Origin of the sequence: Endozoicomonas ascidiicola (genome assembly GCF_001646945.1) — a bacterium.
Classification (GTDB): domain Bacteria; phylum Pseudomonadota; class Gammaproteobacteria; order Pseudomonadales; family Endozoicomonadaceae; genus Endozoicomonas; species Endozoicomonas ascidiicola.
Genome location: NZ_LUTV01000005.1, coordinates 635,963 through 654,272, shown reverse-complemented (window position 1 = coordinate 654,272; position 18,310 = coordinate 635,963). Strand labels below are relative to the sequence as shown.

General features: G+C 46.5%; 15 protein-coding genes. 5 read left to right on the top strand and 10 right to left on the bottom strand.

Features of this window, described 5'->3' with window-relative positions:
* Nucleotides 1-13 precede the first annotated feature (13 nt).
* Both AKL11_RS16620 and AKL11_RS16615 read left to right on the top strand, forming a co-directional pair.
* Nucleotides 14-817: an undecaprenyl-diphosphate phosphatase gene (locus tag AKL11_RS16620; RefSeq protein WP_067519446.1), complete on the top strand. Its 804-nt coding sequence runs from the start codon at nucleotides 14-16 to the stop codon at nucleotides 815-817.
* A 102-nt stretch (nucleotides 818-919) separates the two neighbouring features.
* Nucleotides 920-1,921 carry an ankyrin repeat domain-containing protein gene (locus AKL11_RS16615; RefSeq protein ID WP_067519444.1) on the top strand — a complete coding sequence of 334 codons (1,002 nt, stop codon included), beginning with the start codon at nucleotides 920-922 and terminating at the stop codon, nucleotides 1,919-1,921.
* Between the two features lie 12 nt (nucleotides 1,922-1,933).
* Here AKL11_RS16615 and lnt read toward each other — a convergent pair whose 3' ends face one another.
* The 4 genes from lnt to AKL11_RS16595 are packed head-to-tail and all read right to left on the bottom strand — an operon-like array spanning nucleotide 1,934 to nucleotide 5,869.
* Nucleotides 1,934-3,481, bottom strand: coding sequence for an apolipoprotein N-acyltransferase (gene lnt / locus AKL11_RS16610; RefSeq protein WP_095210447.1), 1,548 nt, complete (start codon nucleotides 3,479-3,481; stop codon nucleotides 1,934-1,936).
* Nucleotides 3,481-4,308: a CorC family transporter gene (locus tag AKL11_RS16605; RefSeq protein ID WP_067519442.1), complete on the bottom strand. Its 828-nt coding sequence runs from the start codon at nucleotides 4,306-4,308 to the stop codon at nucleotides 3,481-3,483. Before AKL11_RS16605 ends, lnt begins: the two co-directional genes overlap by 1 nt.
* 47 nt (nucleotides 4,309-4,355) lie before the next feature.
* Nucleotides 4,356-4,835 (bottom strand): rRNA maturation RNase YbeY, encoded by a 480-nt coding sequence (ybeY, locus tag AKL11_RS16600; protein WP_067519440.1) that lies wholly within the window; start codon nucleotides 4,833-4,835, stop codon nucleotides 4,356-4,358.
* Nucleotides 4,832-5,869 carry a PhoH family protein gene (locus AKL11_RS16595; RefSeq protein WP_172807309.1) on the bottom strand — a complete coding sequence of 346 codons (1,038 nt, stop codon included), beginning with the start codon at nucleotides 5,867-5,869 and terminating at the stop codon, nucleotides 4,832-4,834. The genes ybeY and AKL11_RS16595 overlap by 4 nt, the downstream gene beginning before the upstream one ends.
* A 72-nt stretch (nucleotides 5,870-5,941) precedes the next feature.
* Here AKL11_RS16595 and AKL11_RS16590 point away from each other — a divergent pair, with 72 nt between their 5' ends.
* Nucleotides 5,942-8,275 carry a hypothetical protein gene (locus AKL11_RS16590; RefSeq protein WP_157673614.1) on the top strand — a complete coding sequence of 778 codons (2,334 nt, stop codon included), beginning with the start codon at nucleotides 5,942-5,944 and terminating at the stop codon, nucleotides 8,273-8,275.
* Nucleotides 8,276-8,363: 88 nt separating this feature from the next.
* Here AKL11_RS16590 and miaB read toward each other — a convergent pair whose 3' ends face one another.
* Nucleotides 8,364-9,713, bottom strand: a complete 1,350-nt coding sequence (miaB, locus tag AKL11_RS16585; RefSeq protein WP_067519438.1) for a tRNA (N6-isopentenyl adenosine(37)-C2)-methylthiotransferase MiaB — start codon at nucleotides 9,711-9,713, stop codon at nucleotides 8,364-8,366.
* A 183-nt stretch (nucleotides 9,714-9,896) separates the two neighbouring features.
* The gene (locus tag AKL11_RS16580) at nucleotides 9,897-11,717 is read right to left on the bottom strand and encodes a hypothetical protein (protein WP_157673613.1); all 1,821 of its coding nucleotides are present in this window, start codon (nucleotides 11,715-11,717) and stop codon (nucleotides 9,897-9,899) included.
* A gap of 353 nt (nucleotides 11,718-12,070) precedes the next feature.
* On the opposite strand from AKL11_RS16580, the gene AKL11_RS16575 reads away from it, so the two are divergent.
* The gene (locus AKL11_RS16575) at nucleotides 12,071-13,426 is read left to right on the top strand and encodes a transposase (protein ID WP_067519434.1); all 1,356 of its coding nucleotides are present in this window, start codon (nucleotides 12,071-12,073) and stop codon (nucleotides 13,424-13,426) included.
* A 294-nt stretch (nucleotides 13,427-13,720) separates the two neighbouring features.
* The gene (locus tag AKL11_RS16570; protein ID WP_067519432.1) at nucleotides 13,721-14,047 is read left to right on the top strand and encodes a DUF1820 family protein; all 327 of its coding nucleotides are present in this window, start codon (nucleotides 13,721-13,723) and stop codon (nucleotides 14,045-14,047) included.
* Between the two features lie 27 nt (nucleotides 14,048-14,074).
* On the opposite strand, the gene AKL11_RS16565 is transcribed toward AKL11_RS16570, so the two are convergent.
* From AKL11_RS16565 to AKL11_RS16550, 4 genes are all read right to left on the bottom strand, one after another.
* Nucleotides 14,075-14,710 carry a hypothetical protein gene (locus AKL11_RS16565; RefSeq protein WP_157673612.1) on the bottom strand — a complete coding sequence of 212 codons (636 nt, stop codon included), beginning with the start codon at nucleotides 14,708-14,710 and terminating at the stop codon, nucleotides 14,075-14,077.
* 87 nt (nucleotides 14,711-14,797) lie between these two features.
* Complete coding sequence (gene hemL, locus AKL11_RS16560; protein WP_067519784.1) at nucleotides 14,798-16,081, bottom strand: glutamate-1-semialdehyde 2,1-aminomutase; 1,284 nt, start codon at nucleotides 16,079-16,081, stop codon at nucleotides 14,798-14,800.
* A 33-nt stretch (nucleotides 16,082-16,114) separates the two neighbouring features.
* Nucleotides 16,115-16,750, bottom strand: a complete 636-nt coding sequence (gene thiE, locus AKL11_RS16555; protein ID WP_067519428.1) for a thiamine phosphate synthase — start codon at nucleotides 16,748-16,750, stop codon at nucleotides 16,115-16,117.
* A gap of 57 nt (nucleotides 16,751-16,807) precedes the next feature.
* A complete protein-coding gene (locus AKL11_RS16550) occupies nucleotides 16,808-18,097 on the bottom strand; it encodes a dicarboxylate/amino acid:cation symporter (protein WP_067519425.1) in 1,290 nt (429 codons plus the stop codon).
* Nucleotides 18,098-18,310 lie beyond the last annotated feature (213 nt).

Here is an 18,310-nt window from a genome sequence, read left to right as displayed (position 1 = left end):
AGAGGACAACATAATGGATGCATTTCAGACGATCATTCTTGCCCTGATTCAGGGCATTACCGAGTTTTTGCCAATTTCAAGCTCTGGTCACCTTATCCTACCGGCACAACTCTTTGGCTGGACAGATCAGGGGCTGGCATTTGATGTAGCCGTTCATATGGGTACGCTAACGGCAGTCGTTGTTTATTTCTGGAAAGACCTGTTTGCCATCGCCAAAGACTGGCTGGGATCACTGGTGGGCAAAGGCTCAACCTTTAATAGCCGTTTGGGTTGGTACCTGATTTTTGCCACATTACCTGCAGTGGTTTTTGGTCTTGCCCTGAAAAGCATGGGGCTGGACGATGCCATGCGAACGGTAGCCGTCATCGCCGGTACTACACTGATCTTTGGTGCACTGCTGGGTTGGGCGGATGTGAAGGGTACTCATGTTCAACCGCTGGATAAAATGTCCTTTAAACAAGCCATGTTTATTGGTTTTGCCCAGGCGCTGGCGCTGATTCCCGGTACCTCGCGTTCTGGTATTACCATGACTGCGGCATTGATGATGGGCTTTACTCGTGACGCTGCTGCCCGTTTTTCATTCCTGTTATCCATTCCAGTCATAGTTGGTGCAGGCAGTTTGTTACTGCTGGATCTGGTAAAAAGCACGGTGCCGGTGGATTGGAATACGCTCGCTATGGGGACGGTGGTTTCAGCTATTAGTGCCTGGGTTTGCGTTTATTGCTTTTTATCATTTATTAACCGTATTGGTTTGATGCCATTTGTCGTTTATCGAATGATACTGGGTGTGGTGCTTTTAGGTTTCATTTTTGTGTAGTTCATAATTAACCAGATACCTTGAATTTAGGTAAATCAGATTTGGAACTTATCTACAGTGACTGTAGTCATATCTGAGTGCATTTGATTCAAGGTACTTTAGATGTTATCAAAAATGTTGCCCACAGATGATTGTTTCAGTGTCAGTTCGAGTACGTCGTCACTTAGCGACTTTGGAGAGCTGTGTTTAAAAGACCCTGTCAGTGAGTCCACTCAGCGGTTTGAAAGTTCTGGCTCCTTAAATGAGTTTCAGGACGCAGCAAATATTATTATTTCTTCTTACGCTAATACTGAAGTTGACGTTCAGGAACTTATAGATTTTCTCGCACCCAATGGGTTTACACTGCTTCATCTTCTTCCTCTGGCTAGTCAAGTTGAAGATGGGGATAAACAAGCGCTTCTTGATAACCTGACTGACAGCGAGGTGCAGCTATTACTCAATAAGGCAACAGAAAAACATTCTGTAGATAAGCTTAGTGTTGAATGTGCGGTCGGTCATAAAATGCCGCTTGCCAATGGCGATACACCACTGCATATTGCAATATTTATGGGATCAGAGCGTGTGTTTGAGATGCTCTTGGACATATTGTCTGATACAACATATGCAGATGAAACGACATCGTCAGAGGTCAGCATTCCATTAGAGGGTAACTATAATTGCCCTCGCAATAACACGGGAAATAATTATTTTAATTTGGCTGCAGGTCAAAGTCTGGGTATGTTGGAGCAATTATGTGACCATTTTCGTGGGCAGGAAGAATTCAATAGCTTCATAACCAATCAGACGAATAGTGGTAAAACGCCACTTCATCATGCTGCCAAAAGTCAGCATAAGGAGCGCTTGGAGGTTTTTGCCAAACTGCTTGTGGAGGGTGCAGAAGCTAGTATAGATATCGTAGATAATGACGGTAAAAAGCCTCTGGAATACCTGAGTTCATTACAAGATGACTTCCCAGAGCTTAAAGAGACAGTTATTCATTTTTTAAGTGCCGATGACGACGAGGGAAAGCGACAAGGAATTATAGATAGTTTGGATAATGCCTTCCAAACTATACAAAATGATCCTGAAATTGCCGTAGATAAGCCCAGAGTAATTATCCCTTGACGTTGAATAGGTTTAGTTAGCTTTTTTTGGAGAAAGTCTTTTTCTAAGTCGTGACGGCACTGCCATCAGCAGGAAGCTTATTAATAACACAGGCCATGATCCAAATATCATAAAGGGTGTTGTGCCTGACCTGAGCTCTGTTGTGGCGCTGAGTACTCCACTGTTAAATCGAGGAATGGTTTCAAGCACTTCACCTTTCTCGTTAATCAGTGCCGTAATACCATCATTGGTCGCACGAATCATAAAACGCCCGGTTTCCAGCGAACGCATGCGGGCAATCTGGAAATGTTGAACCGGGCCAATGGATTGACCAAACCAAGTGTCATTGCTGATGGTGACCAAAAGATCACTGTCGTTTGCTAATTGGGCAGCAAAGTCTGGATAAACCACTTCATAGCAAATGTAAGGTGCGATCTGTGCGTTTCCGGCTTTTAGTAATTCCTGTTCAGGGCTTCCCTTAGAGAAATCAGACATGGGCAGGTTGAAGAAATCAATCAATCCGCGAAGTGCAAACTCCATCGGTACATATTCACCAAAGGGCACCAACTGTTGTTTGAAGTACATACCTTCACCTTCGCCCATAGATAGAATACCGTTGTAATAGCGGGTTCTATCACCGGAGTTGTCATCTACGGGCATGCCGAGAATCAGAGCGCTGTTGTTCTGTTTGGCGTGCCTGTCCAGCTGGTTCATTAACCCTTTGGCACGGTTGTAGAACAGGGGAATGGCATTTTCGGGCCATATCACCAAATCCTGATCCCAGTGGCCCTCACTCAAATCCATATAGGTGTTAAGGGTGGATTGCACATAATCCGGGTTCCACTTTAAATTCTGGGGAATATTTCCCTGCACAGCGCTAAACGACAAAGTGCCGGTTTTCTCTGTCCACTGAACAGAAGACAGTGACCAGGCCACAGCCCAACACGCCATCAATGGCACTAGTGCCAAAAGGTTTTGTTTCTTCTGCGAGTTAGGAATCAACAACGTAGCAAGCAGGCAAATCGTAGCGGTGATTAACAGGCTTAGGCCGTAAGTTCCGGTTACAGGTGCTAATCCGGAAAAGGGTGTATCAATTAGGGTGTAGCCAAGCAACAGCCATGGGAACCCGGTAAACAACCAGCTGCGAACCCATTCAAACAATACCCACAGTCCGGCAAAAAGAAGTGCTTGCTGCCAGGGTTGCAATTTATTGCCGGTATTTGTTTTGCGTTGGTTTAGCCAACCATAAATCCAGAACAGCGGTAGAATCATTGCAGCCGAAACACCGGCGACAAACAGTGAAGTTAAAAGCCCTGCCAGCAGAGGCGATGCAGCACCAAATTCATGAATACTGACGTACACCCAGGATGTCCCCGCGCCAAACATGCCAAGTCCAAAAAGAAAACCGCACAGTGCAGTGACTTTTACGGGAAGGTTTCTACTGAGTAGAAAAATAGCGCCCACAGCCAGCATGGAGACCGGCCAGTAATCAAACGGGCTGAAGCCAAGGGGAATCAGAGCACCTGCTGCCAGAGACAGCAGGTAACGAACAGCATTCATTGAAGAGAAAGTGCGAGGCATTAGCAGGGCGTGACTCTCAGCAGTCGAATACGACGACCATCAGCGTTTAAAACATCAAAGCGGAAACCGGAGATTTCTACCGATTCACTGCGGGTTGGCATATGACCAAACTCCTGCATAACGATGCCACCGATAGTGTCAAACTCGTCATCCGGAAATTTGGTGATGAACTGCTCATTGAAATCTTCAATGGGCGTCAGGGCTTTTACAATGAAGGAGTGTTCAAGGTCATCCGCCGGTTTGATGTAAGAATCTTCATCCACATCAGTTTCATCTTCAATGTCACCGACGATCTGCTCCAGAACGTCTTCAATGGTCACCAGACCGGCAACACCACCAAATTCATCAATGACAATGGCCATATGATTGCGGTTAGTTCTGAATTCCCGCAGCAAAACATTGAGACGCTTACTTTCCGGAATAAACGTCGCCGGACGTAAGTGGTTCTTGATGTTGAACTTGCTGGTAGTGTTAAGAATCAGCGGCAGTAGATCTTTGGCGAGCAGAATACCAATCACTTCGTCTTTGGTATCGCCAATTACCGGAAAACGAGAGTGAGCGGACTCAATCACCTGTGGAAGAAATTCGGCAGGGTTCTGATCCTCATCAACGCAGACCATCTGGGAGCGGGGAATCATGATCTCCCGAACCTGCATGTCTGCTACCTGAACGGCGCCTTCGATAATGCTCAGTGCTTCATCATCCAGCATGCCTCGGGTTCCGGCATCCCGCAAAATAGTGAGCAGTGCATTGCGGTCTTTGGGATCGTGATTGAACATCCCGGTGATTTTTTCAACCCAGGAGGTTGACGAATGGTCGTCGCTCATTGCCCTCGTTCTTCATAAAAGTGCCATTGTCGTCTGGCAGTGTTGAGTTAAAGGTTATGATCCTGATACGGGTCAGGGTAACCGAGCTGTCGCAGAATGTCTGTCTCAAGAGATTCCATCGCTTCCGCTTCCTGATCCACTATATGATCATAGCCAAGCAGGTGAAGTGTGCCATGAACCATCATGTGCGCCCAGTGGGCATCGAGACTTTTTTTCTGCTCCATGGCTTCTTTTTCGACCACCGGAGCACAAACAATAAGATCGCCTAACAGTGGCAGCTCGAGCTCTGGCGGTAGGTCAGAAGGAAAAGACAATACATTGGTCGGCCCTTCTTTGCCTCGCCACTGACGATTCAGCTCTGCGCCTTCTTCAGCATCAACAATTAAAAGACTAATTTCAGCTTCTTCACGTTGGCTGCTTTTTGGGCAGCCTGTGACTGCGGCTGCTGCCCATTTTTCCAGATGGTTTTGATCCGGCAAGCGCTGGGAAGCACTGTTGATCATGATATCGACGTGCACTGTTGTCATTCTTCAGTGCCTTTATTAACGGGTTTACGGAACGGCGTTTTGTTTTTTTCTGCATGAACTTTCTGATCGTAACGATCATAGGCTTGCACAATGCGTTGTACGATTGGGTGACGGACGACGTCTTTTGCCGAGAACCAGGTAAAGCCAATACCTTCAACACCTTTCAATACTTCAATGGCACTTTTCAGACCCGATTGAGTGGCTTTTGGCAGATCGATCTGGGTGATATCGCCGGTGATCACCGCGGTGGAGCCAAAACCTATTCGGGTCAGAAACATTTTCATTTGTTCCTGCGTGGTGTTCTGGGATTCATCCAGAATAATAAACGAGTTGTTCAGGGTGCGCCCGCGCATATAGGCCAATGGCGCGACTTCAATCACGTTCTTTTCAATAAGCCGGTCAACCCGTTCAAAGCCAAGCATTTCATACAAAGCATCGTAAAGAGGGCGTAGGTAAGGGTCGATTTTCTGGGACAGATCACCCGGTAGGAAACCCAGTTTTTCGCCGGCTTCCACCGCTGGGCGAACCAACAGAATACGGCGAATCTGTTCTTCTTCTAACGCCTGTACTGCCGCTGCAACGGCTAGATAAGTTTTACCCGTACCGGCAGGACCAATACCAAAATTGATATCGTGCTGCAGAATGGATTTAACGTAGTTTTGTTGGTTGGGACCACGAGGGGTGATCAAACCTTTGCGGGTACGCAGGGAAATCAGTTTGTCTTCGGGTTCTTCGTGAATCCATTCAACAGTGGATTCCTGCAAAAACAGGTGAACGGTGTTTGGACCCAAAGGCTCATCTTTGCCGGTTTCTCTGAACAGGCGCTTGAGAATTTCTCCGGCAACCTCGGCGTTTTCCCCTTGCACGGCAAAGCTATTGCCCCGGTGGCGTATAGAAACCCCCAGGCGTTCTTCGATTTGCTTCAGGTGCTGATTGAATTGCCCACAGAGCTCGGCAAAACGCAATGGTTCGTCGGGTTCAAGAGAGAAACGGCAGATATTTTGGGAGGGTTCCTGGTGAGTGTCGGTATTCAAAGTCTGTGTCTGGCCTCTACGTCAATATGGCTATATTACAGGGTCGCTTTTGGCGGGTAAATAAGAAGGAGTGTGACGAAGATTTTCCTGAGAGGAAAAGATAAATATAAAAAAAGGAACTTTATTGCCGGAAAACAATCATTAACTCTAAATATTTCGCCAATTACTGTTGTCAGTATTGCTACATTAGGGTGGTTTTCAGTGCTGGGAATAAATGGACATAGAGGCAGCTATGAGATGGGTTTGGGTTATAAACCCTATAATGAGTCCAGTCATGATTGTTCGAACAAAGGAGTCTCGAAGAAAAAGCGAGCCAAAAAAGCCAGTGAATTTGAGAAAAGCCTAAATGGACGTAGTGTGGCTAAGACGGCTAGCCAACCGACTCCATCGTTTATCAAAGCAGTAAATTCTGACGGTGGTCGATTCCGGCCATTCTCAGAAATGACGTTATTGCAAAAGTTTGTTTTTGTGCTCAGTGTAATGCCAAACGTTTCTCAAGTGGGAGCCGGCAGTGCATCCTCACAAACGACTCTACAACCATATTCAAACAGCTTCCCTCAGAGCTATCGTTTTGATAGTGGAATCTGTGGCCTGAACAACATGACATCTCCTATGGCATTGCCAGAGCGAGTTCAGAGCAACACAACAGAGAAAATAAGTCAGCATCAGTCAGGTAAAGGTGCGAGTAAAGTCTCTAAGCCTCCCACATTGCTTGAGCAGATTGGTCCTGAAAAAAATGTGAAAAGGGTTTTCAAAAAATCCGATGAAGTTGAAGTGCCCTTTGGTTATCGACAAGCCTCTACAGTTTCTGTTCCTCTGGCCTATAAGTCGTTTTCCGAAAAGGAAATGGCTCTAAAGCAGTTGCATCATTGGATAAGCTCGGTTCAGAAGTCCATTGATAGCGACAATTACGGAGGTGGTAAACTATTTGGCCGCCTAGTGTATGACCCGGGCAGCGGCAAACTGACTATGCAGTCATCTCATAAATTTTGGCGGACACAAACATCCTGCTTCCAAGGGATGATTGATGAAGCAGAAGCGGAGTGGGACGCTCTAAAATCGATATTGGCATATCAAAAAAACACGGGGAACTATGATGAGTTTGCAAAGGAGCTTGAGGCTTCTGAGGCTGGTTTCATTGAGTCCTTGAGGGCAATTGCAGGCACTATGTATCCGGATTTGCTAAAGGCGAAAGAGACTCTTCGTGATGCAGGGAAGATCTTTGGCGTAAATTTTGATAATGAGTTAAATCATCACTTTCAATCAGACGTTGGCGCTCTGATTGAAGGGGATAAAAAGGTAGTGTTGCCCAGGGTCTCTACCGGGGTGATTGATTTATCTAAACACAAAACACCTATAGACCTTTTGAAACAACAATGGCAGAAGCTGCAAGCTTTTGAGGATAAGTTTGAGGAACATTATGGCGACCTGCAGCGTGCTTGCCTTGCCCGAGTGGCGGCTCAGAATAAAGAGTCTGAGCAGCATTGTAAGAAGCAGGAAAAAATAGATCGAGCCAGATTGATCAGAGGTCAGGTGGAAGCCCGTCAGAAAGAGGTGGAGGCGAATCGCAATTCATTTGGAATGAAAGCGCTTAAAACTGCGTCAATTGTATATGTTCGAGCATTGGCGGCTTTGGGCGTGACTTTAGCCGTTGCGGCCACAACGCCGAAGAAGTATCAGAGTTACCGAAGGCGAAGGGTTGAAATTAACACTGGGCAGATTATTCAAAAAATCGCAAAGCAGAGAGCGCAGGCTTTACACAATCTCGAAGAGCAGATGATACAGTGTGAAAAAGCTGCAGAAAGATCAAGACGCTCTCATATAAAATTCGATTTGCCGGAGGAGAATGATTCCTTTCAGACTTTCCCAAGTGGTTGGCGTGAGCCCAATGAGAATGACTTTAGTAAAAGGGATTATCGATATCCGAAGTTGTCAAAAAATGAAAGAAGAGCAAAAAAGCGAGAGGAGAATGGGAATAAGGCATCTGAAGCAGGTTCATTTTTGGACAAGGCCAAGCAGGTTTTGTTAAGCAAAAACAGTATTCCAGATTACCCATGGAATGAAGAGATTCCCTGGGGACACCAATGTATCAAGCCAATTTATGGTAAAAACAAGCATATTTTGGCCCATGCTTATTGTGATCTAAATAAGTTGGCTAATGGGAAAAGTAAAATATCAGATGCGGATATTAAGAAAATAAGAGAAGTTCATGAGTCAGGACGATATGTTCCTCATGAAACCAGTGCCGCTGGCTATAAATGCTTTGTGCACAACGGTTGGAAAATTTGGGAATTCAAGTTGAGTTCAAATAGAAGGTATTTAGGGTTTACCGTTAAGCCAAATCGAGAAGGTAAAGCCGCCGGGGTTAATGATTTGGTGGTCTTTGATAAAATTTTGTCCAAATAGGTAAGTGCACGAAGAAAGGGCTTGAGTCAGGTGTTTTTATCGATTTGGTCGAATGTCAAATCGATAAAAACACCTGTTTAGGCTTTTGTTACGCAGCACTTTCCAATTCGGATCGAATCAAAGCTCCTCGCAGGGAGTGTGGCAGTGCTTCTACAATTTCTACATCCGCAAAACGACCAATCAGGCGCGGATCGGTGCATTGGAAATTCACCACTCGGTTGCACTCTGTGCGACCAGAGAGTTGGCCTGGATCTTTCTTAGAGTAACCGGTCACCAGAATCTTCTGGGTGCTACCAACCAGTCGGCGGCTGATCTGAGCTACCTGCTGATTAATTCGATCCTGCAGAATCGCCAGTCGCTGCTTTTTGGTTTGTTCAGATACATCATCAGGCATATCAGAAGCGGGAGTGCCCGGACGTTTACTGTAGATAAAACTGAAGGAAGCGTCGAAGCCCACTTCGGCAATCAGGTTCATGGTGTCTTCGAAGTCCTGATCTGTCTCACCGGGGAAGCCGACGATAAAGTCTGAAGAAATACGCAAGTCTGGACGAATGGTCAGCAGCTGGCGGATTTTTCTCAGGTAATCATCAGAAGTGTGTTCCCGTTTCATCAACTGCAGAATACGATTAGAACCACTTTGCACTGGCAGGTGCAGATGGCTTACCAGTTCAGGGACTTCTGCGTAGACGTTGACCAGACTGTCGGAGAACTCAAGAGGGTGTGAGGTGGTGAAACGGATTCGATCGATGCCATCAATGGCAGCAACGAGGGTGATCAGTTCCGCCAGATCGCAAAAAGAGCCGTCGTGCTTTTCACCACGGAAGGCATTAACGTTCTGCCCTAGCAGGTTGATTTCCCGAACGCCTTTTTCCGCAAGGCCAAAGCATTCGGCAATGACATCATCCATTGGACGACTGATTTCGGCACCGCGGGTGTAAGGTACGATGCAGTAGGTGCAGTATTTGTCGCAACCTTCCATGATGGATACGAAGGCGCTTGGGCCATCCACACTGGGCTCTGGCAAGCGATCAAATTTCTCGATTTCCGGGAAGGTAACGTCTACCACGGGAATTTGATTGGATTTTGTTGCATCAATCATATCCGGCAAGCGGTGCAGGGTTTGTGGACCAAAGACCACGTCTACCTGGGGTGCGCGCTTGCGAATTTCTTCCCCTTCCTGACTGGCAACGCAGCCGCCTACACCAATGATCAGGTCCGGATTCTTTTCTTTCAGTTTGCGCCAGCGACCTAGCTGGTGGAAGAGCTTTTCCTGGGCTTTTTCCCGAACAGAACAGGTGTTGACCAGCAGTACATCGGCCTCTTCAGGATTGTCTGTCAGCTCCAGAGTATGGGTTTCGCCGAGCAGATCTGCAATACGGGCTGAATCGTACTCGTTCATCTGACAACCGTGGGTTTTGATATACAGTTTTTTGCTCATGTCACACTTTACTGGTTTGGGCTCGGGAATTTGAATCGGCTAAGACGCAGAACTCCGATCGGGCTCAAACCTACCGTTGAGGTTAAGCCTGCGGTTAATAAACCGAGCATTATAGCCGTCAGGCTGACAGTATGATAGTCACAGTGTCCCTCGGAAAAACAGTGGTACAGTCGTTAGACATCCCTAGACGTAGTGTTCAACGCTTAGCAAAGACCCTGTTTCAACTGAAGGTTTTCGCCCTTTGCGGTAGCGAAGACCTTGTTGAGATTCATGTTGAGGGGGAGCCGCTTCTTTTTTCATCACTTCATGGCTTTCATGAAAAATGATCTCAACGCTGGAATTTAAGATGGCTATCTGACTGATTAACGAGGTGAAGGATGCTGTGCCGTTCACTGATCTATGGAAAAAAGGTAATTTGAAACTCATGTCGGTTCTAAGGCCAACAGGGCTTGCTACTGCTTTCTTTTCTTCATAAATAGTCATTGTGCTCAATTTATATTCATCATGGGTAATATCAGTGAGTTGTCGTTTGAATGGTTCGGCACTGTAGATCAAATTGAGGCTGTAGTTATTGGCGCCAGCGCTGACAATGGAGCGTATTATGTTGAACACTTCTTGATTGGTGACACCGGCATTGACTAACGATCTTTTTATGGTGCGCAGGTCTTTGTTGGATGTGCCAAGTGTGAGTTCATAAAAAGCGAGGCCAGAGTGTTCGTCGATTGATAGTTTTGCTTTTATCGCCGAAGCGTGATCTTTGTTCCGCCAAAGGTTCTTCTGATATTTGAACGTTTGCGTATCCACCTCCATAGGATAACAGAAAAACCAGATATCCTGGCCATGTTCCCCTTGGCCCAGAATGTTGTTCGCGCTGACTAAGCTCACGTTTCCCATAGCGGAGAGCTCGATATATGAAGGCCCCTCGTGCTGACGGGAGAAAGTGCTATGGCTGTTCAGATCTCTGCATTTGTAGATATCACTATTAAGGAGCAACTCCAGGCTAGGCCAAAACCAGACTTCTGATTCAAGTTTGTCAGTCGCTGCCATGTGGCCACTGGCGACGCCAGCGCCGGCTTCAATCTCAAAGCTGCCGTTGAGGTTGAGCCAGCGTACTTTTTCTAAGGTGACTTGCTTTTGTTGATCATCATTTGTCTTGGTAGGCTTTACTATTGATGTGGACTCTATTGAGGCTGATTTTGCACATTCAGTAGCTATCTCTATATTCAGCGTTCCACCAAGTAGCGCCTCTAAGAACTTTTTTTCATTTTCAATATCAATAGTGAAACTTAATTGGCGTTTAAAACCGGCTTTAAGGCCTATGGATAATGATGTGTATAGAAAGGCGAAAGCGGTTCCGTCCGTTTTTTTCTCCTCGTTACTGTCCATCCAATAAGGATCCAGTGCAAACTCTGCACTGGGCTCGACGCAATATTCTATCGAAAACGCTGCGACCAACTCACCTTGAGTATTTCGTGTAATGATGATTTGAGCATGCTGACTTATCTCTACACCGGCAGAAAGCCACAGTGTGGTTAGGTCTTTTGCTGTTTCACTAAGACCTTGCAGAAACTCCAGAATACCGGCGAAAGGAAATAAATCAATTCTTGGGTTAATACTAGCGTTCCGGGCGTAGCACTTTTCTTCGCCCGGACGCATTTGCAGGAGTGTGTTCAATTCAAAGTTATGATGTCCAATTGCACCTAGCCTCTTGTTTGCTTTGTGAACGGGTTCGGTGGCAATGCTTTGTTCAAGGACAGTTTGCAACAGTGAGTCTATCCCTCGTATATCCTTTTCGGACATTCCTAACGATTGGGCAACTAACTGTTCGTCTGTATGGGATAGGTTACTGGGCGAAATCGTTGAAGGTAGCCCACTGTCGGTGGTCGCGATTTTGGAGCCAGGTTTTGCCACCAGATACGCAGTGTCAGTATTAAGGCCAAACATGGAGAAAGTAAGTAAAGGTGTTTTGGTACTACAGAGGCAATCTCCGGGTGTTTTATTCATTAACGCTTGTTTGTCTATGAGTTTAACGCTTCTTGACCAGATGCTTGTTTGATCTGAGTTATTCTTTCTAAGAATGAGATTGTTTTGGTTGGTGGAGGTGGTTTTCGTAATGCAATCATGTGCGCAGAGATCGACAGGGGGTAAGACTTTGCAATGGAGTTCCTTATTATATCATTTATTGGCTGAGCATCTGGAAAGAAGCAGTGTAGCTTGTCTACAGCCTTTGACCAGCAATTCCCGCTCTTTCCTGAACCCTAACAGCTGCAAGATGTACAGAGGAGGTAGAAAAACACAGCCCGCACAATTCTTCGACTAAAATTACTGATTAATCAATCTTTGTCGTCGGTATAGTTATGGGTACGGCCATTCAGAAAAATATCAGACATTTCAGTGCGTCTTACTTGATAAAAACAGTGTCCGATTGCTTTGAAAATATTCCAGACCACCGCCCTAATAAAAGCAGTATTCCCTTTGGTAATTTCCCAAAATCAGCTTTTGCAGTGATGCATCAAAAATTTGATTCGCTCCTGGGATTTGACGAAGAGCGGCTTGAGCCAAMCTGCTGTTATAACCTGGAAAAACTCTATCATGTTAAAGAGGGCAAAGTACCTTCTGATACGCGCATGAGGGAAGTCCTTGACCCGATAGATCCCGTGGAATTCAAGAAACCATTTAAAGAACTATTCTCGATCATTCAGCGTAACGGAGCCCTTCAGGGATACACCTTTAATTGTGGAAAGTTAAAAGACCATTACTTACTGCCCATTGACGGCRCCGGTCTTTTTTATTCAGACACCAGCCGTTGCGCTGATTGCTGCGTCAAGAATGAAGGGAAGAAAAATGAAACCTATTACCACAATATAATGGGTGGCTGCCTTGCTCATCCCAACAGAAAAACCGTTATTCCCTTGGCGCCTGAAGCTATTTGCCGCCAGGATGGTTCCACAAAAAATGATTGCGAGAAAGCCGCAATCAGACGGTTTTTGGCTCAGGTAAAAAAAGACCATCCTCGTCTACATCTGGTCATTCTTCTGGATGGCTTATACGCCGACAACCCTACGGTAGCAATGATCAAGGAGTTTGGATGGCACTACATTATCGTCGCAAAGGATGGAAATCATGTGGCACTTATCGAGGCCATGAATGCGCTTTATGATCAGGGCGAGGTCCATCATCATACCGTTGTTGATGCACCAAATAAGACGACACATAAATTCCGTTACGCTCATAACGTGCCACTCAATCTTCAAGATGATACTGAACACGTTAATGTGCTTGATTACATTGAAATCGACAAAAAAGGCATTCAGCACTTCTGGTGCTGGGTCAGCGATATTGAATTAACCAATAACACCGTTGAATCGGTGATGCGAGGTGGACGCTGCAGATGGCGCATTGAAAATGAAACGTTTAATACCCTGAAAAACCAAGGCTATCAACTTGAACATAGCTATGGGCATGGCGAAAAACACCTGGCTACGAATTTCGCCTACCTTACTTTCCTGGCGTTTCTGGTCGATCAGATCCAGGAACTGGCTTGTCCACAGTTTCAACAAGCGTTGAATAAACCAAAAAAACCGACACGTAAGCGACTTTGGCGAAAAATCACATCGTTCTTCCTGACGTTGAGAATTGACAGTTGGGGTAGCTTGTTTAGAGCAATTTCTCATGGGTCAAAAGCACAAGATATAGCTTTTGATTCATCGTGATTTACGAAACAGCCAGGTTTGATCGGGGTGACAATCATTTCCATACTGCAGAAATGTCTGTAGGTGTCTCATTGTTCTATCAAATAGTGCTTACGACAATTTTCTGATAATGGATTGTGTCGTATATTCATCGGGAGTGGCTGGGCTTTGACTGTCCGTTTCATATAGCGATATAGCGTTGATAGAGTCATAAAATACTTACCTTGTAATGCACTCCAGCAATACACTCTTTATGTTATGATCTGTGCCCATTTTTCTATCTGCTCTGCGGAGCTTGACGGGTAATAGAGATATATGTCGAAAACCCCAATATTCAAAGTAATCTTCCAAAACCAGGGCGAAGTGTTTGAGATTTATGCACGGCAGATTTTTCAAAGTGAGCTGTGGGGTTTTATTGAAGTAGAAGAGTTTGTCTTTGGTGAGCGCAGCCAGCTGTTGGTTGATCCGGGCGAAGAAAAACTGAAGGCTGCTTTTGAAGGCGTTAAGCGCAGCTATATTCCACTGAATACCATTATTCGGATCGATGAAGTGGAGAAAGAGGGCGCCGGTAAGGTGTCTGAAGCAAAGGGCGATAATGTTCGACCTTTTCCTGTGATGCCTCATCTGCCGGCAAGGGATTGATGACAATACCCCGCATTTTAGCGGGGTTTACAGCGTTTGTTTAGTGCGATCCTTAAACACAAAATAAAGCCCTGTGCCCATTAACAAGTTGCCAAGGCCGATCAGGTAACGGAATAAATCCAGCCTTAAATACCCCGCCAGAGTGCCTTCCGTACCAATAATCAGAGCACCAATGAAATAGCTGGCTACACCTGTGAGCACCAGCCAGCGCGCATTGTTATCGATGGCGTTGCGGAACACCGAATACACAATAATCAGCAGTAAAATGGTGTTCTGAAGGTCGCGGTAAATGATATCCATGCCATACCAGCGGGAGACTTCATACATCAGACAAATTCCCATGATCAGCTTTCCCCAGATGGGTTTGTTCCATGCTTTAGTGGAAACACCCAAGATGGTAGCAATGCCGATAAGTGGGGGTGCCATGTACATCGCAGCGTTGGACAGCATTTCATGGGGTGATGCCCAGATACTGGAAAAACCATAGCGCAAACTGCCAACAATGGAAGCAAGACCCATTAATATAAAGCCAATCAGTGCGGCGGTTGCAGAACCTTTATGAAGGTCGGCAAACGCTTTTTGCTGAGCCATCATAAAAACGGCAAACAGGCAGGCCAGAGCCAGAATAGCATCCGATAACGCCAGAGAACTCATTGTTAGCAAGTTGGTACAACCACACGTTCATTAACTGTTAAATTACCTTCGTCGTATGTTATACAAAATACGACGAAGGGTTTATATGATCAAGCGTCAAGCGAGTTTAGCAAAAGCCTTTTCTGCAGCATTGATAGTGGCATCTAACTCTGCCTGACCATGGGCAATGGAAATAAACCCGGCTTCGAAAGCAGAAGGCGCAAGGTAAACACCATTATCCAGCATGCCATGAAAAAATTTGGCGTAGCGATCAGCGTCGCAAGCCATGACTTGGGCAAAGCAGTCGACAGTTTCCTGCTCTGTGAAGAACAGCCCAAACATGCCACCTACCTGAGATGTGGTAAATGGAATGCCTGCTGCCTGTGCTTTTTCTTTCAGCCCTGCCAGCAGGGTGGCGGCTTTTTCAGTCAGGGTTTCATGGAAGCCGTGGGTGGACAGGTTTTCAAGCGTGGCCAGGCCTGCAGCCATGGCCAGCGGATTACCGGAAAGCGTACCCGCCTGATAAACCGGACCCAGAGGCGCCAAGTGTTCCATGATCTCTTTACGGCCGCCAAACGCGCCAACGGGTAAACCACCACCGATGATTTTACCCAGAGTGGTCAAATCGGGTTTCACACCGTAGTACTCTTGAGCGCCACCTAATGCCACACGAAAGCCGGTCATCACTTCATCGAAAATCAGAACCGTGTCGTACTCATCGCAGATCTTTCTCAAGCCTTCCAGAAACCCTGGGGCTGGTGGGATGCAGTTCATGTTGCCAGCAACAGGCTCGATGATAATGCAGGCAATCTCGTCGCCCATCTGGCGGAACGTGTCTTCCACTTCAGAAAGGTCGTTATAAGACAGTGTAATGGTTTTTTCTGCCAGTGCTGCGGGCACACCGGGTGAGTTAGGAACACCAAGAGTCAGTGCGCCAGAACCGGCTTTCACCAGCAGGGAGTCGGAGTGACCGTGATAACAGCCTTCAAACTTGACAATGCGATCCCGGCCAGTAAAGCCACGAGCCAGACGGATGGCACTCATGGTGGCTTCAGTGCCTGAGTTGACCATACGCAGCAGCTCCATGGACGGCACCATGTCACGAACCATTTTGGCCAGCCGCGTTTCCAACTCAGTGGGTGCGCCAAAGCTCAGTCCTGCCAACGCCTGGTCACGGACGGCGGCAATCACATCAGGGTGGTTATGGCCAAGAATCATCGGGCCCCAGGAACCGATGTAGTCGATGTACTCTTTGCCATCCACATCGTGGAGATGAGCGCCCCGGGCTTTTTTAAAGAAGATGGGCTTGCCCCCAACACCCTTGAAGGCTCTTACCGGAGAGTTTACACCTCCGGGAATTACAGTCTGGGCGTCTGCAAACAGGTCTTCTGAGCGAGACATCTGGATCATCCTTTATTCTGTTAGTGGAATCGCTTAAGCAGGTTGTTTATTAAACAGTCTGATAAATTGCTCTGAACGTTCTCTGATGTTCTGGGCTGCAAACAGGTTATTGACCACGGCTACCATGTCTGTGCCAGCAGCAATAACTTGGGGGGCATTGTCAACAGTGATTCCACCAATGGCAACCACGGGAATATCAAACTGTGTTTTTGCTTCGGTAATGATGGAAAGCTCTGCACTTTTAGCATCAGGCTTGGTGCGGGAAGGGAAGAATTTTCCGAAGGCAATATAGCTTGCGCCTTGTTCAGTAGCGATTCTGGCTTTATCCAGAGAGTTCTCGCAGCTGACACCTATGATGGCGTAGTCGCCCAGCTTTTCTCTGGCCAGGGCAATGCTTTCATCTTGTTGGCCAAGGTGAACGCCGTCTGCTTCAACGTCCAATGCCAGCTCAATATCATCATTAATTATCAGAAGGGCTTGATGCTGGTGGCAGAGCACTTTCAGGGCGCCAGCCTGACGAAGCCGCTTACCGGCATCCAGGCTTTTATCGCGGTACTGAAGCACCTTCATTCCGCCGGCTAAGGCCTGTTCCACCGTTTCGATCAGAATTCTGTCATCGGGCTGAAGCTGACTGTCGGTGACACCGTACAGGCCGTGAAATCTATGCATGGTCTATACCCAATCGCGAAATAACTGGCAGAATATACCAGCTTTCCCGGTGTCTTTTTAGCAAAAATCCGGCCTGCTTTGTATTTCGGCTTCGTTACCGGATGTTTCTTCCACGATTTCAGGCTCTCCCACTGAACAGAAAATGCCTGCTACCGTGTTACCCACTACATTCACCACGGTGCACCCTGCATCCATAATACGGTCTGTGGCGAGAATGATGGCCATGGCTTCCATAGGCAAGCCCATGGTCTGCAGTAATACGCCAGTGGATACAGCGGCACCGGCAGGTACGCCACCGGTGGCAATCGCCAGCAGCAGTGTGGTGAAACCCATAGTGACTAGTTCAACGATTGTCAGATCGATATTCCAGGCATTGGCAACAAAAACAGCGGCCACACTCATGTAAATAGCGGAGCCAGACATATTGATGGTGGCGCCAAGAGGGACGGTGAAGCTGGCAATGTGCTCAGGGACTTTAAACTTGTTAGTCAGGGTCTGATAGGTGATGGGAATGGATGCGTTAGAGCTGGCAGTGGAGACGGCAAACATTACCTGTTCTTTGGTATTCTGAATAAAAAATTTAGGTGATTTTTTCAGAACCAGACCAACCACTACTGGATAAATCACATACAACCACAGACACATGACGGCAATGCCTGTTGCCACATAGGAAAGAACACTGAGAATGCTGGCACCATTAAGGGTGGCTGCTAGTTTTGCAGTGAGGAAGAATACACCTATCGGAGCAAGGCTCATGACCATGCCAATCAGCTTCATCATGACGCTGTTAGCCAGCGAAAATGCATTACTGACACTGTGAGTCTCGTGATTCTCCAGCTTTTTGATGGCAACGCCAGTCATGATAGCGATGAAGAGAATCTGGAGAATATTACCTTCAACCACCGCCAGAAACGGGTTTACAGGTACAATGTTGATGATCATATTTAATATTGAAGGTAACTCGGCGCCGCTTGTTTGTGCGGCGTGTGCAATATAACCGAGATTGGCGTTGGAGCCAGGGGCAATGATCAAGGCAATAGCAATAGTTGAAATAATCGCCAGTATGGTATTGGTGATATAAATGCCAAAGGTCTTGGCACCGAGCTTTCCGACCTGAGCGATGTCATTCAAACTGCAGACAGCATGAACAATGGAAATAAAGATCAAAGGCACAACCAGCATTTTGATCATGGCCACAAACATACTTCCTACCGCATGAAACAGCCCATGCACTAAATAAGTTTGTGCTGCCCCATTTGGAGAGGCAAACAGTTGTATGAAGCAGCCTGACAGAACTCCCAGTGTCAGGGCTATTACTATCTGCGGGGCTAGATTCTTCTGATGCATACGCTCTCCAAAGTCAGTTAAAACCGATTCGCATATCCTGCTCCCTTACTCCTTAGAAGCATTTGTTAGAAACAAGTTCCAAGCAATTATTAATAATTGGTGTAATTTTATGGTAACCCGGATATTTCATAAAACCAAGCAGGTTCCGCCCAATCACTTGATATGATTGGGTCGACAAAAAGAAAGCTTCGGAAGAAGCAAACCGGAACCTGC